The sequence below is a fragment of the Flavobacterium ajazii genome (genome assembly GCF_010614725.1).
Lineage (GTDB): Bacteria > Bacteroidota > Bacteroidia > Flavobacteriales > Flavobacteriaceae > Flavobacterium > Flavobacterium ajazii.
Genome location: NZ_JAAEHL010000005.1, coordinates 32,032 through 46,013, shown reverse-complemented (window position 1 = coordinate 46,013; position 13,982 = coordinate 32,032). Strand labels below are relative to the sequence as shown.

Here is a 13,982-nt window from a genome sequence, read left to right as displayed (position 1 = left end):
ATTATTTTTAAGGTTACCATTCATTAACCTTATTCGCATCCATTTTAAGGAATATAAAAAGTAAAATGGTAAATCCCCATAAGCCCGATCCTCCATAAGAAAAGAAAGGTAAAGGGACTCCAATTGTTGGAAAGATACCGATTACCATGGCGATGTTCACAAAAAAGTGAATGAATAGAATACTGGCAACACAATATCCGTAGACCCTGCTAAATTTGGTTTTTTGTCTTTCTGCTAAGTAAATTATTCTTAAAAATAAACAGACAAAAAGAATAATAACTATTGAAGAACCTGCAAAGCCCCATTCTTCACCGACAGTTGTATAAATGTAATCAGTATGTTGTTCTGGTACAAATCCTCCTTTTGTTTGTGTTCCTTGTAAAAAACCTTTTCCAAGCCATCCTCCGGATCCAATAGCAATTTCAGATTGATTGGTATTGTATCCTATGCCTTTCATATCTACTGTTTTACCAAGTAAAATATTAAATCGGTCTCTGTGATGCTGTTTAAAAACATGATCAAAAACATAGTCTACAGAAAGAACAAATCCTGAAATAATGGCTAATAAAATAGTACTAAGAAGAAGGTTTCTATCAACAACTCTTCCTTTGAAATATATTATTGCCAATACACCAGCAGCAATTAAGATTACTGCATAAGTTTCTAAAACCAATGTTAAGACAAATAGCAGGATAGTAATAAAGCCAGTCCATACATACCAGGAAGGTAATCCTTCTCTAAACAAAACAAGAATGAAAACACTATATATTAAAGCACTTCCCGGATCTGGCTGAGGTAAAATAAGCATTACAGGCAAAAATATAATAGCTAAAGCCTGTAATTGTCTGTTTGTTTCTTTAAGGTTGATTTGGGTGTCGCTAAGATATTTGGCCAGCGCTAATGAAGTAGCAGCTTTAGCAAATTCTGAAGGCTGAAGTGTAAAACTTCCTATTGCATACCAGCATCTTTGTCCCGCAATTGTTTTTCCAAAGAGGAATAATCCGGCCAGGGACAATAATGAAACTATAAAAATTATACTGGCGTATTTTTCATAAAATTTTCCATCAACAAATAATACGACAAAAATCAAAGGGATGGTACAACCGATAAATATCAACTGTTTTTCATAAGTTCCCTCCGTAGAAGACAGGGAAGAAGAATATATATTTAACCAACCCAGAATCACCAGAGCACTGTAGATGATAACACTTATCCAGTCAATATTGTTTTTTACGCTTTGATTTTTCATTTGAAATAATCCGTATTAATTTTTTTTAGTAGTGTCTACTGCTGTTTTCGTAGGCTCTGTTTTTGGTGCTGGTGTTTTTGGAGTAACAATTTTAGCCTTAAGAACAGAATCTTTCGGTGTCGATTCAATTACTTCTGCTTCTTTCATACCGCCTAATTTTGCGTATTCGCTTCTAAGGCTTATGTTTAAAACTCTTGTTTCTAAATCTGTTCTTGAAATTTTCTTTTTCAAATATTTTTCAATCATCAAACTGGCAATTGGTCCGGCAATAGTAGCACCAAAACCTCCATTTTCAATCATAATTGCAATAGCTATTTTTGGATTGTCTTTTGGTGCAAAAGCAACAAATATAGAGTGGTCTTTTAGTTTTGTTCTTACGCCATTAATTTTTGTATAGTTTTCTGCTGTTCCGGTCTTTCCGCAAATATCGATACCTTCAACTCTAAGTCTGCTGGCAGTTCCCATGTTATAAACATCAAATAAACCGCTGATAATTGGCGGGAAATATTTTTTGTCAATGCTAGTGGTATGCTTGGTTGTAAATTTGGCATCAATTTTTTCACCTTCAATTTTTTTAATGATGTGAGGCGTATAATAATACCCCTGATTGGCAACAGTTGCCATCATATTTGCTAATTGTATTGGTGTCATTACGACTTCTCCCTGACCAATTGCATTAGAAACAATTGCTGTACTTCGCCAGCCTCCATTAGGGTACATTCTTTTATAGGTTTTTGAAGTAGGTATTTTACCTCTTTTTCCGGTTGGCAAATCGTATCCCATGAATTCACCCAATCCAAATGTCTTAAGGTGATTACTCCAAACATCTACTGCGGCAGCCGGTTTAGTATATTTATTAATTGTTCGCATGTAAGATGTTGCGAAATAACTGTTGCAGGATTGGTAAATAGCCCTGTGTAATTGCAATTGTCCTCCACTACAGTGACATCTCATAAATCGCCCTCTCGCATAACTGAAGCCATGATGGCAGGAAACAGAAAAGTTCTCGTCAATAACTCCTTCCTGTAAAGCTACCAGTCCAGTTAAAATTTTAAAAGGCGATCCCGGCGGATATTCTGCCAAAAGCCCTCTGTCATAAAGAGGTTTGGCAATAGAATCATGATATAAAAGGGTATAGTTTTTAGAACGCTGTCTTCCAACTAAAATTCCAGGGTCGTAAGAAGGAGCCGTAACAAGCGCCAAAATTTCTCCCGATTTAGGTTCAAGCGCTACAATTCCTCCTCGTTTATTAATCATTAATTCTTCACCGTATTTTTGAAGTTCAGCGTCAATGGTTAAAGTAATGTCTTCTCCTTGTACGGCAATAGTATCGTATTTTCCATCTTTATAAGAGCCAATCTCACGATTGTATTTGTCTTTTTGGATGTATTTAACCCCTTTTATGCCTCTTAGGATTTCCTCGTAACTTTCTTCAACACCTTGTTTTCCAATTAAATCACCACTATTGTAGTAAGGATTTCTTGCAATAAGCTTTTCATTTACCTGAGTGATAAAGCCAAAAATATTTGCACCATAGTCTACCTCATAATCGCGAAGAGAACGTTTTTGAAAATAAAAACCTTCATATTTTCTAATTTTTTCCTGAAAAGCAGCAAATTCGGATTTATTAAGTTGTGCTAAAAAAACAGAAGGTAATCTAGGGCTGTAAACCTTCGCTTTTTCTATTCTTTTATAATAATCTTCTTTTGTAATATTTAATAATTGACAGAACTCTGTAACATTCAGATCTTCTTTAATATCTCTTGGAATCACCATAATGTCGTAAGAAGACTGATTCGCAACAAGCAATTTTCCGTACCTATCATAAATATAGCCTCGTTCAGGATAATCGTATTTTATTTTGATAGCGTTATTCTCTGATTTTAGTTTGAAAGAATCATCAATAACCTGTAAATAAAATATCCTGATTACTAGCAAAGATGCTGCAATAATAATTAAAGTGGGCAGCAGAACTTTTCTCATCGTTTATTTGGCTTAATAAGATATATGATTATTATAGAAATGAGTATTGTGAAAACAGAACTGAATAAGGTCCTGAGTAAAATATCCCAGATAAATTTAAATTGAAAGGCGAGAAGGATAAATAAGACTATATGATGCAGTAAAACTGAAACCAGAATGAATGAAAATCGTTCAGGTGTCAATGACTCATTTAGTTTTATAGTCTGATATTCATAACTTAACCCAAAAGAAAATTTAAAAATATAAGGCCTGTAATACGATAAAATTACGCACGAAGCAGCGTGAATCCCACCTGAATTACAGAACATGTCCATGGTAAGTCCTAATAAAAAACTAGAAATTATTAAACCGGTTCTGTTACTGTTTACCGGATATAAAATGATATATAAGATATACGGAAAAGGACTTATGTATCCCAGAAAATTCATATTATTAAAAATAACAACCTGAATTGCCAGCAACATAATAAACCGAAAAATATTGACTAACAAAGCGCTATTCATCTTTTTCCTTGTTTTTGTTTTCTAAATTAATAAGTTCTTCTCTGTCTTTGCTTTTGATGATATAGACATGCCCTAAATTAGTCATGTCGTTAAATAGCTTAACATTAATTGTATAAAAAGTAGTCTTTTTGTCGGTATATACCTTATCGACTGTTCCAATGTTAATGTTTTCAGGGAAAATTACAGATTGCCCACCTGTGACAATAGTGTCACCTTTTCTAACCGAAGCTAGTCTTGGAACATCGGTCAGTTGTACGAAGCCTGTACTTTTTCCATTCCACGTAAGCGAACCAAAGTGATTTGATTTTTTTATTTTAGCATTAATTTGGGATTTCATATTCAAGATGCTGACTACTGTAGAATAATTTGGAGAAGTGTTGTCTACTATTCCAATAATACCTAAGCTATTAATTACACCCATGTCTTGTTTTACACCTTCATTAGATCCGGAGTTTAAGGTAAGGTAATTTTCGTGAGTACTGTATGAATTATGAATTACTTTTGAAACAATAATATCTGCCGGTTTCACACCTTTAAGACTGTCGATCATTGGTGCTTTTGTAGTGTCTTCTATGTTGAATAAAAGACTTTTTAATCTTGCGTTTTCAAGTACCAGTTCGTCATTTTCAGTTCTTAAATTCAAATACTCGTTTACAGTATTTATTTTTTCATAAACACCGCCACTTATAAAATTAGCAGAACTGATAACCCTGCTTCTGTGAAAAGAATGAGATTGAATTGTGAGTGCCAATGATACGCCTAAAAGCAGCAAAAACAGCAACCGGTTACTGTTTCGTATAATGAAATTAAAAATTTGCTGCATTTCTTGTTCGGTTATTTTGTTTCAGGATATGCTTTTGGTTTCAAATTTATCAGAGCCGAATGGTTAGATTCAACTCTGATTTTTTTTGATTTGTTATTTTGAATCTTATTTAATTAAGATGCTTTTGAATTTTGTAATGTTTTTAAGTGCCATTCCTGTTCCACGGACAACAGCTCTTAAAGGATCTTCTGCAATGTAAACAGGTAAATCTGTTTTTTGGGAAATACGTTTGTCAAGACCTCTTAACATTGATCCACCACCTGCTAAATAAATACCTGTGTTGTAAATATCTGCTGCTAATTCAGGAGGAGTCTGAGATAAAGTTTCCATTACGGCATCTTCAATACGCTGAATTGATTTGTCTAATGCTTTAGCAATTTCACGGTATGAAACATCAACCTGTTTAGGTTTCCCTGTAAGCAAATCTCTACCCTGAACAGACATATCTTCAGGTGGCCCGTCCAAATCTTCGATAGAAGCTCCGATTTGAATTTTTATTTTTTCAGCTGTACTTTCACCAACAAAAAGGTTATGTTGTGTACGCATATAATAAACTATATCGTTTGTGAAAACGTCCCCTGCAATTTTTACAGATTTGTCACACACAATTCCACCTAATGCGATAACGGCAATTTCAGTTGTACCACCGCCAATGTCCACAATCATGTTTCCTTTTGGCTGCATGATATCGATTCCAATACCAATTGCTGCAGCCATAGGCTCGTGAATCAGATAAACTTCTTTTCCATTTACTCTTTCACAAGATTCTTTTACTGCACGCATTTCAACCTCAGTAATTCCGGAAGGAATACATACTACCATTCTTAAAGCTGGAGTAAACATTCTTTTTTTCAATGCCGGAATACTTTTAATGAACATATTGATCATTTTTTCCGAAGCATCGAAATCAGCAATTACACCATCTTTCAAAGGCCTTATGGTCTTGATGTTTTCATGTGTTTTACCTTGCATCATGTTGGCTTCTTTACCAACAGCGATGATTTTGCCTGAAATTCTGTCGCGCGCCACGATAGAAGGGCTGTCAATAACAACTTTATCATTATGAATGATTAAAGTGTTTGCGGTACCAAGGTCTATCGCAATATCCTCAGTCATGAAATCAAAAAATCCCATAAGTTTTTTAGGGGTTTAAAATGTTATAAATTATTTTGAACAAAGTTAAACAAATTAATGTTTAAAATGACGTGTTCCTGTAAATACCATTGCAAGATTATTTTCGTTGCAATAATTGATGCTCAACTCATCTTTTATAGAACCTCCAGGCTGAATTACAGCTGTTATTCCTGCTTTTTTTGCCAGTTCTACACAATCCGGAAAAGGGAAAAATGCATCACTTGCCATTGAAGCTCCGTTCAAATCAAATCCAAAAGCTTTTGCTTTATCAACGGCCTGTATTAAAGCATCAACTCTCGATGTCTGACCTGTGCCAGAAGAAATCAATGTTCCGTTTTTTGCAAATACAATAGTGTTTGATTTTGTATTCTTACAGATTTTAGAAGCAAAGATCAAATCTTCAATCTCCTGAGCAGTCGGTTCTGTAATTGTAACGGTTTTTAAATGCTCTTTAGTATCTGTAATGTTATTTCTGTCCTGAATTAACAAACCATTAAGACAAGTTCTTACTTGACGAGTTGGTAATTCAACTTCATTTTGAACTAAAATAATTCGGTTTTTCTTCTCTTGTAAAACCGTAACAGCCTCATCATCATAAGCTGGAGCAATTACAACTTCGCAGAATAGTTTGTTGATTTCCTGTGCAGTTTCTAAATCAATTTTAGTATTAGAAATTAACACTCCTCCAAAAGCTGAAGTTGGGTCACAAGCTAAAGCTGCTAAATAAGCTTCGCTGATCGTTTTTCTTGAAGCTAATCCACAAGCATTGTTGTGTTTTAAAATAGCGAATGTTGGTCCGTCAGTTTTAAACTCAGCAATTAAGTTAACAGCAGCATCAACATCAAGTAAGTTGTTGTATGATAATTCTTTTCCGTGAACTTTTTTGAACATAGCGTCAAAATCTCCAAAGAAGAATCCTTTTTGGTGAGGGTTTTCACCGTATCTTAAAACCTGACCGTTTGCAATACTTTCTTTGTAAATAGTCTCATCTGTATTGAAATAATTAAAAATTGCTCCATCATAGTGAGATGAAACGTGGAATGCTTTAGTAGCAAATAATCTTCTGTTCTCCAAAGTTGTTGCCCCGTCTTGCTCGGTAATCAAATCTAAAAGCAAACTGTATTCGTTTACAGAAGCAACAATTACTGTGTCTTTGAAATTTTTTGCACCGGCACGAATTAGTGAAATACCTCCGATATCAATTTTTTCAATAATATCCTGCTCGCTTGCACCAGAAGCAACAGTTTTTTCAAAAGGATATAAATCAACAATTACTAAATCAATCTGTGGAATATCAAATTCTTTCATCTGCTGAACGTCACTTTCGTTATCCTGACGGTTCAAGATACCTCCAAAAATTTTTGGGTGTAAAGTTTTTACTCGTCCGCCAAGAATTTCAGGAAAAGAAGTGATGTCTTCAACAGGAACTACCGGAATACCAAGGTTTTTAATGAAATCTTCTGTTCCTCCTGTTGAATAAAGTGTTACGTTTTGTTCGTGTAATTTTCTAACGATTGGTTCTAATCCATCTTTCGAAAAAACAGATATTAACGCTGATTGTATTTTTTTAGTTGTGCTCATTGTGTAGTTATGAATTTTGAGACTGCAAAAGTAGTTTTTTTATATATTATTTTAAAGAAAATTAATGTAACATTATGCTAAAAAAATCTACTGATGAGTAAGTTAACTTTTATTAGGTTTTTGTTTTTAAAATATTGAATTTTACTTTATTGAAAAATACTATTATATGCTTCTTTATCTGAGATTATTAAAAGAAAGTCTGAGTTTTGCCATCAATGCTTTGCGCAATAATAAATTACGCACATTGTTGTCATTGCTGGGTGTTACAATTGGTATTTTTTCGATTATTGCCGTTTTGGCTGCTGTAGATTCTTTAGACAGGAAAATTTCTAAAGACCTGAGCAGCTTAGATAAAAATACGATTTATTTAATAAAATTTAGTTTCGGGCCTTCAGAAATTCCACAATGGAAGAGAGAGCAATTCCCGAATGTGAAATATGATGAATATGTGGCGCTTAAAAATTCGCTTAACAACACTAATCAGGTAGGATACCAGCTTTTTGTAAATCATGAAACGTTAAAATATGATTCAAGAACAGTTGCAGATGTAAATATTGTTCCGTCTTCATTTGAAATGGTAGACATCGACGGATTAAGTTTTGATAAAGGAAGGTTTTATAATGAATCGGAATCTAACTCTGGATCAGCCGTTATTGTACTTGGGTATGATATTGCAGAAGGGCTTTTTGGCGCAAGTGATCCCATTGGAAAAAATATCCGTTTGTACGGGCAGCGTTTTACTGTAATTGGTGTAATTGCAAAACAAGGTGCGGGTTTTTTTGGGGATAGTAATGATACCTCTGTTTACCTTCCTGCAAATTTTTTACGCCGAATGTACGGTGATAGTGATTCAATGACTCCGGTTATTGTTTTAAAACCTGAAAAAGGAGTTGATATGGATGCTTACAAGGCAGAAGTAACACAAAAACTTAGGGCTATTCGTGGAATGAAAGCAGGAGAAATGGATAACTTTTTTCTAAATGTGCTTTCCGGATTTACTGATTTTATCGATAGTATTTTAGGGCAGTTAAATGTTGTAGGATGGATTATCAGTGGATTTTCTCTTCTAGTGGGAGGTTTCGGAATCGCCAATATTATGTTTGTTTCGGTAAAAGAAAGAACCAATTTGATTGGAATTCAAAAATCGCTGGGAGCTAAAAACCGATTTATTTTATTTCAGTTTTTATTTGAAGCCATAATTCTTTCTGTAATTGGCGGAATCATCGGATTATTGATGGTTTGGGGAATTGCATTTATCTTAACAAAAGCACTCGATTTTGAATTTGTCTTAAGTTTCGGAAATATAATTTTAGGAACCACTTTAGCAGGTCTTATCGGATTGATTTCCGGGATTCTTCCGGCAATTTCAGCTGCAAATCTGGATCCGGTGGAAGCGATCCGTACTGGAATGTAGTTTTTTTATTTTAATTTTGGCTTTATAAACGGAAGAGTGATTCTATTTTGATCCCATTTTATGTCTTGAGGAGAATAATATTTATCTTCAAGTTTGTATTTTAAAACGGTATCTTCTTCTTGTGTTGTTCGTCTTATTTGATATGCTATTAATTGATTTTTATTTATAAAATTAAAAAAAGATGTGTTTTTTATTGTATCATTTTGAGATGCAACAATTAGTATTCTTCTGTTTATTACCTTGTTTAAGATGTTTTGTGAAAGGAAATTAGTTAAACTTTCTTCTGGAATTATGATTATATCGTTTGGTTTTAAATTTATAAAGTGTGGAAGTGTGTCGCTTTCTTCTTTTGTTCCGCATCCAGCTCTAAAATGTTCTTTTTGATAATAATAAAAATGACCTTTTTTATCAATTAATAATTGACTTTCACTGTAGAAACCTTTAGGTGGAAGAGGAATGTTTTTCTTCTTTAAATAATTTGATGATTTAATGTCTTCATAAGCAATAATATATGGTTTGTTTTTTATGATGATATTTTCTTTTTTCTTGGCACAATTCCCAAGAAGAAAACAAATTATAAAACCAATAATAATTCTAGCCATGAAGAATAAGATTTAAAATAAAGATATAAAAAATCCCAAGAAGCGATTTTTCTTGGGATTTTCTATTTTAAATAGTTAAAACTATCGGATATCATTATTCTGAATCAAATCGATATATAAGTTAATCTTATCTTTCAATTCTTTTCTAGGCGTGATAAAGTCTAAGAAACCGTGTTCTAATAAGAATTCAGCAGTTTGGAAACCTTCAGGTAAATCTTTTCCTGTAGTGTCACGAACAACACGCGGACCAGCAAAACCAATCAAAGCACCCGGTTCAGAGATGTTGATGTCTCCTAACATGGCGTAAGATGCAGTTGTTCCTCCAGTTGTTGGATCTGTACAAAGAGAGATGTAAGGTAATTTAGCTTCCGCTAATTGAGCTAATTTTACAGAAGTTTTTGCTAATTGCATTAAAGAATAAGCAGCTTCCATCATACGAGCCCCACCAGATTTAGAAATCATTACAAACGGAAGTTTGTTTTTAATAGCGTGATCAATACCTCTTGCAATTTTTTCACCTACTACAGCTCCCATAGATCCACCGATGAATGCAAAATCCATACAGCAGATCACAAGCTCTCTTCCTTTAGATTTTCCTACTCCTGTACGTACAGCGTCTTTAAGATGAGTTTTGTCCATTACGTCTTTTAATCTTTCTGCATATTTTTTTGTGTCCACAAAATGCAGAGGATCTTTAGAGGTCATGTTTTTATCTAACTCAACAAATTCGTTGTTGTCGAATAAAATTTCAAAATAGGTTGCGCTTCCAATTCGAACGTGAAAATCATCTTCAGGACTAACGAATAGATTTCTTGCTAATTCGTCAGCATCAATAATTTTTCCAGTAGGAGATTTGTACCACAATCCTTTCGGAACGTCCATCTTGTCTTCTGTCGCGGTCGTAATCCCTTTTTCTTGTCTTTTAAACCAAGCCATATTTTTAATTGATAATTGATAATTGACAATTGATAAGATTAATTGTCAATTGTTAATTGTTAATTACAACGTGTTTACGTTATTTAAATCAGCAAAAGCTTGTTCAAGTCTTGCATTGAATGTTACTTCGCTTTCACGAACCCATCTTCTTGGATCGTAGTATTTTTTGTTTGGAGCATCCGGACCTTCTGGGTTACCAATTTGAGATTTTAAATAGTCAAGGTTTTTAACCATATAATCACGAATACCTTCAGTGTATGCAAATTGTAAATCTGTATCGATGTTCATTTTGATAACTCCGTAGCTAATTCCTTCTCTGATTTCTTCAAGTGTAGAACCTGAACCTCCGTGGAAAACGAAATCAACTGGGTTGTGTCCAGTGTTGAATTTGTTTTGTACGAAATCCTGAGAATTTTTTAAGATTTTTGGAGTTAATTTTACGTTTCCTGGTTTATAAACACCGTGAACGTTTCCAAAAGCAGCAGCAATTGTAAATTTAGGGCTCACTTTAGATAATTCTTCGTAAGCGTAAGCTACTTCTTCTGGCTGAGTGTATAATTTTGAGCTGTCTACATCTGAGTTGTCAACGCCATCTTCTTCTCCACCTGTAATACCAAGTTCGATTTCTAATGTCATTCCCATTTTGCTCATTCTAGCTAAATATTCTTTACAGATTTCGATGTTCTCTTCGATTGGCTCCTCAGACAAATCGATCATGTGAGAACTGAATAATGGTTTCCCTGTTTCTGCAAAATGTTTTTCAGAAGCATCTAATAAACCATCAATCCAAGGCAATAACTTTTTTGCGCAGTGATCAGTATGTAAAATTACAGTTGCACCATAAGCCTCTGCCAAAGTATGAATATGTTTTGCTCCCGCGATTCCTCCTGCGATAGCTGCTTTTTCTCCAGCGTTTGATAATCCTTTTCCAGCGTTGAATTGTGCTCCTCCGTTTGAAAATTGAATGATAACCGGTGCGTTAAGTTTTGCTGCAGTTTCAAGAACTCCGTTGATTGTACTCGATCCTGTAACGTTTACTGCAGGTAAGGCAAATCCTTTTTCTTTTGCATAATTAAAGATTTCCTGTACCTGATCTCCTGTAGCCACTCCTGGTTTGATATTGTGTGCCATTGTAATTTTTTTTAGTTGTTTTTAGGTTTTTAGGTTGCAAAAATAAGAATTAATTAGCATTAGAACGGATAATTTATTCCAAAATTTAAAACCGAGTGCCCAAAATTGTACTCTTTGAACCAGCGTTCACCTGGTTCATGCGCCGGATTATAAGTCTTGAAGCCTAAATCCAGACGAACAACAAAAAAACTTAAATCATATCTCAAACCGAATCCAGAGCCTAAAGCAATTTCAGCTAAATCGTTTACGTTGTCAAATCTTGCCTTTTCATCAGTGACATTATCGAGCACATTCCAGATATTTCCGGCGTCAGCAAAAATTGCTCCTTTGACATCACCAAAAATTTTAAACCTGAATTCACCGCTAAGAGCAAGTTTCATATTAGCTTCATTAAAGTCATTTACTGCATTGGTGCTTCCGGGACCTAAGGAATAAGGCTGCCATGCGCGATTGTCGTTTGATCCTCCTGAATAATAACTTCGGGTGAAGGGAATGTAATTTGAGTTTCCAAACGGGATTGCGATTCCGAAAAAGCTTCTTACCGCTAATACTTTTTCCTTGCCAAAATCCCAGTGTTTGATATAGTCAAATTCGGTTTTTATGTATTCAGAATATTCCAGATTAAATATTTCGTAATTGCCACTTGAGTTTTTAGGTAAACTTGCTACACTTGAAATGGCTGATAATAAAGTACCCGCTGATTCTATTTTGGTTTTAAATTGATAAAAAGTGTTATCCGCTAAATCCTTTTTTGTTGTTTTGGTAAACGTATAACTGGTTGCTAAAATAAAATCATTTTCAGTTAAACGTACTCTTCTTTCTTCTATACTTTCAACATCCTGATACTCGTTGTCGCTTGGAGTCAGTGTAGTGTTTCCGGACAAGACATCGTTTGTAAATCCGGTAGTTCCCTGATTAATGATCAGATTTCCATTATTGTCGACATAATCAGGGTTAGTGTTATAAGTTTGAGCAATATCATTCAGTTCATCGTAAGAAGATGTATATACTTTAAAATAATTATCGGGATTTAAGTTACGTACATACTGTGCATTTAATAATTCTAATTTTGCCGAATTATATCTTTTTGGAGACCAAAGATAAGATAGCCCCCCTGTGAAGCTCTCTTTGTCTAAACCAATGTTTCTTTGTTTAGTAAATCCGGCATTTATTCCCGTTGAAGGAATCATACTTTTTGGAATAATTTTCTCTGTGCCAAAAGGCATTAAAATCCTTGGGAAATTAAGTTTCATGTCAACTCCGTATTCAGAAACGTTAAAAAAATTGTCATTCGGATTTGCCATATCTTTAGAAGATCCAACGTTTAAACGTGCAGAAATTTCTAAAGTTTCGGCTCTGTTAAATACATTTCGAATCGTTTCCGAAATACTGGCTCCAATTCCAAAATCCTGAATATTAGAATGTGTTAAATCTAAAGTAGCTCCGAAACTGTATTTTTTTCTTGGGGTTAAATAAACTTTTGCTATTAAGGATTGTGCCGTAGAATCTCTTTTATCTACTTCATATTGTATAGATGGATAATTGAAAATCTTTAGATTGTTTAAATAGCGGGATGAAAGGGTAGTCCTGAAATCAGCATAAGTGCCTCCTTTTGTAATAAAAATAGCATCTGTAATAGCACGTGGCTTGTATTTTAATTTGTTATAGCTGTACAAATTAAAGTTGTTATAGGTTGTACTATCCTTAATCGGTTTTTTGGCATTTGCAGTAGAATAGTCGGTATATATATTAACGGCACTTATTTTATATAATTTAAAAGGTTCTGTTCTGCTAGAATCCTTCTCCTGAATGTTGTTGTTTTTGATGATCAGGGTAATATCGGCTTTATTTTTTTTTCCGATTGTATCTACGTCATAAGTTACATAGGTAGGCTGAAAAAAGTAGGCCCCATGATTTCTGAAATAGGTTGTGATTCGATTTTTTTCTTCGTCAAAATCACTGGTTTTAAATTGATTTCCAGATTTTAATAAAGATGGATCGGGGCTTTTTTTGTATAAAGAATCTAAAGCCGGAGAGCTGATATTACTTCTGATCGAGTCAAGAGTATAAGCAGGTCCAGTAGTAATGTTATAATTGATTTTTGCTCTTTTAAAACCGACACTGTCAATATTGTAATTGGTAGCGACTTTAAAATAACCGTTGTTAAAATAATAAGATTTTAAACGGAGTAATGATTTTTTAGTTTTTGATGTGTCAATAATTACAGGAGCTTCACCTGTTTTTTTTAAGAATTCATGAATTCCTTTATACCAGAATGATTGTCCAAGTCGGTCTACCTGTTTTGCAGAAAATATTTTAGACATTCGTTCGTACTTTCCGGGATTGTTTTTAAATTTTGCCTGATATGTAGAATCCGGATTTAAATTGGCCAGATTATATAAATTTAAACGAAGGCGATATCCAAGTAAATTGTTATTAGGTTTTTGATACATCTGATTCGAAGCGACTTCGTCATTTGTAGATTTGCCGTTTACAATAATATCATTTTTTATAAGTAAGTTTTTGCCGTTGGGAACTCTTTTTACAGCGTTACAAGCGCAAATAAGTATTGCTATTAGAATAAATGCTGTTATTTTTGTAAAAATCTTTTTCAAGTGTTTTTTAA

Annotated in this window: 11 protein-coding genes; 1 reads left to right on the top strand and 10 read right to left on the bottom strand. The window is 34.0% G+C overall.

Features of this window, described 5'->3' with window-relative positions; translation table 11 throughout:
• Positions 1-13: 13 nt before the first annotated feature.
• The 6 genes from rodA to purH all read right to left on the bottom strand — a co-directional run bounded on the left by rodA (position 14) and on the right by purH (position 7,273).
• Positions 14-1,249: a rod shape-determining protein RodA gene (gene rodA, locus GWR14_RS10355; protein WP_163408957.1), complete on the bottom strand. Its 1,236-nt coding sequence runs from the start codon at positions 1,247-1,249 to the stop codon at positions 14-16.
• Between the two features lie 15 nt (positions 1,250-1,264).
• Positions 1,265-3,232, bottom strand: a complete 1,968-nt coding sequence (gene mrdA / locus GWR14_RS10350; RefSeq protein WP_163408956.1) for a penicillin-binding protein 2 — start codon at positions 3,230-3,232, stop codon at positions 1,265-1,267.
• The gene (locus GWR14_RS23900; protein ID WP_163408955.1) at positions 3,229-3,735 is read right to left on the bottom strand and encodes a rod shape-determining protein MreD; all 507 of its coding nucleotides are present in this window, start codon (positions 3,733-3,735) and stop codon (positions 3,229-3,231) included. The genes mrdA and GWR14_RS23900 overlap by 4 nt, the downstream gene beginning before the upstream one ends.
• Entirely contained in the window at positions 3,728-4,558 is an 831-nt protein-coding gene (gene mreC / locus GWR14_RS10340; RefSeq protein ID WP_163408954.1) for a rod shape-determining protein MreC, read from the bottom strand. The genes GWR14_RS23900 and mreC overlap by 8 nt, the downstream gene beginning before the upstream one ends.
• 105 nt (positions 4,559-4,663) lie before the next feature.
• Complete coding sequence (locus tag GWR14_RS10335) at positions 4,664-5,692, bottom strand: rod shape-determining protein (RefSeq protein ID WP_163408953.1); 1,029 nt, start codon at positions 5,690-5,692, stop codon at positions 4,664-4,666.
• 54 nt (positions 5,693-5,746) lie between these two features.
• Positions 5,747-7,273: a bifunctional phosphoribosylaminoimidazolecarboxamide formyltransferase/IMP cyclohydrolase gene (gene purH, locus GWR14_RS10330; protein WP_163408952.1), complete on the bottom strand. Its 1,527-nt coding sequence runs from the start codon at positions 7,271-7,273 to the stop codon at positions 5,747-5,749.
• Positions 7,274-7,439: 166 nt separating this feature from the next.
• On the opposite strand from purH, the gene GWR14_RS10325 reads away from it, so the two are divergent.
• Positions 7,440-8,687 carry an ABC transporter permease gene (locus tag GWR14_RS10325; RefSeq protein ID WP_163408951.1) on the top strand — a complete coding sequence of 416 codons (1,248 nt, stop codon included), beginning with the start codon at positions 7,440-7,442 and terminating at the stop codon, positions 8,685-8,687.
• 5 nt (positions 8,688-8,692) lie between these two features.
• On the opposite strand, the gene GWR14_RS10320 is transcribed toward GWR14_RS10325, so the two are convergent.
• From GWR14_RS10320 to tamL, 4 genes are all read right to left on the bottom strand, one after another.
• Positions 8,693-9,289, bottom strand: coding sequence for a hypothetical protein (locus tag GWR14_RS10320; protein WP_163408950.1), 597 nt, complete (start codon positions 9,287-9,289; stop codon positions 8,693-8,695).
• A gap of 81 nt (positions 9,290-9,370) precedes the next feature.
• Positions 9,371-10,225, bottom strand: a complete 855-nt coding sequence (gene accD / locus GWR14_RS10315) for an acetyl-CoA carboxylase, carboxyltransferase subunit beta (RefSeq protein ID WP_163408949.1) — start codon at positions 10,223-10,225, stop codon at positions 9,371-9,373.
• A 63-nt stretch (positions 10,226-10,288) separates the two neighbouring features.
• Complete coding sequence (gene fbaA, locus GWR14_RS10310) at positions 10,289-11,356, bottom strand: class II fructose-bisphosphate aldolase (RefSeq protein ID WP_012023542.1); 1,068 nt, start codon at positions 11,354-11,356, stop codon at positions 10,289-10,291.
• A 59-nt stretch (positions 11,357-11,415) separates the two neighbouring features.
• The gene (gene tamL, locus GWR14_RS10305) at positions 11,416-13,971 is read right to left on the bottom strand and encodes a translocation and assembly module lipoprotein TamL (RefSeq protein ID WP_163408948.1); all 2,556 of its coding nucleotides are present in this window, start codon (positions 13,969-13,971) and stop codon (positions 11,416-11,418) included.
• Positions 13,972-13,982 lie beyond the last annotated feature (11 nt).

What these genes read in the sequence shown, in the direction of transcription:
- GWR14_RS10320 (WP_163408950.1), bottom strand. Translation starts at nt 9,289, where the DNA reads ATGGCTAGAATTATTATTGGTTTTATAATTTGTTTTCTTCTTGGGAAT.
- GWR14_RS10325 (WP_163408951.1), top strand. Translation starts at nt 7,440, where the DNA reads ATGCTTCTTTATCTGAGATTATTAAAAGAAAGTCTGAGTTTTGCCATC.
- purH (WP_163408952.1), bottom strand. Translation starts at nt 7,273, where the DNA reads ATGAGCACAACTAAAAAAATACAATCAGCGTTAATATCTGTTTTTTCG.
- mrdA (WP_163408956.1), bottom strand. Translation starts at nt 3,232, where the DNA reads ATGAGAAAAGTTCTGCTGCCCACTTTAATTATTATTGCAGCATCTTTG.
- mreC (WP_163408954.1), bottom strand. Translation starts at nt 4,558, where the DNA reads ATGCAGCAAATTTTTAATTTCATTATACGAAACAGTAACCGGTTGCTG.
- rodA (WP_163408957.1), bottom strand. Translation starts at nt 1,249, where the DNA reads ATGAAAAATCAAAGCGTAAAAAACAATATTGACTGGATAAGTGTTATC.
- fbaA (WP_012023542.1), bottom strand. Translation starts at nt 11,356, where the DNA reads ATGGCACACAATATCAAACCAGGAGTGGCTACAGGAGATCAGGTACAG.
- accD (WP_163408949.1), bottom strand. Translation starts at nt 10,225, where the DNA reads ATGGCTTGGTTTAAAAGACAAGAAAAAGGGATTACGACCGCGACAGAA.
- GWR14_RS23900 (WP_163408955.1), bottom strand. Translation starts at nt 3,735, where the DNA reads ATGAATAGCGCTTTGTTAGTCAATATTTTTCGGTTTATTATGTTGCTG.
- GWR14_RS10335 (WP_163408953.1), bottom strand. Translation starts at nt 5,692, where the DNA reads ATGGGATTTTTTGATTTCATGACTGAGGATATTGCGATAGACCTTGGT.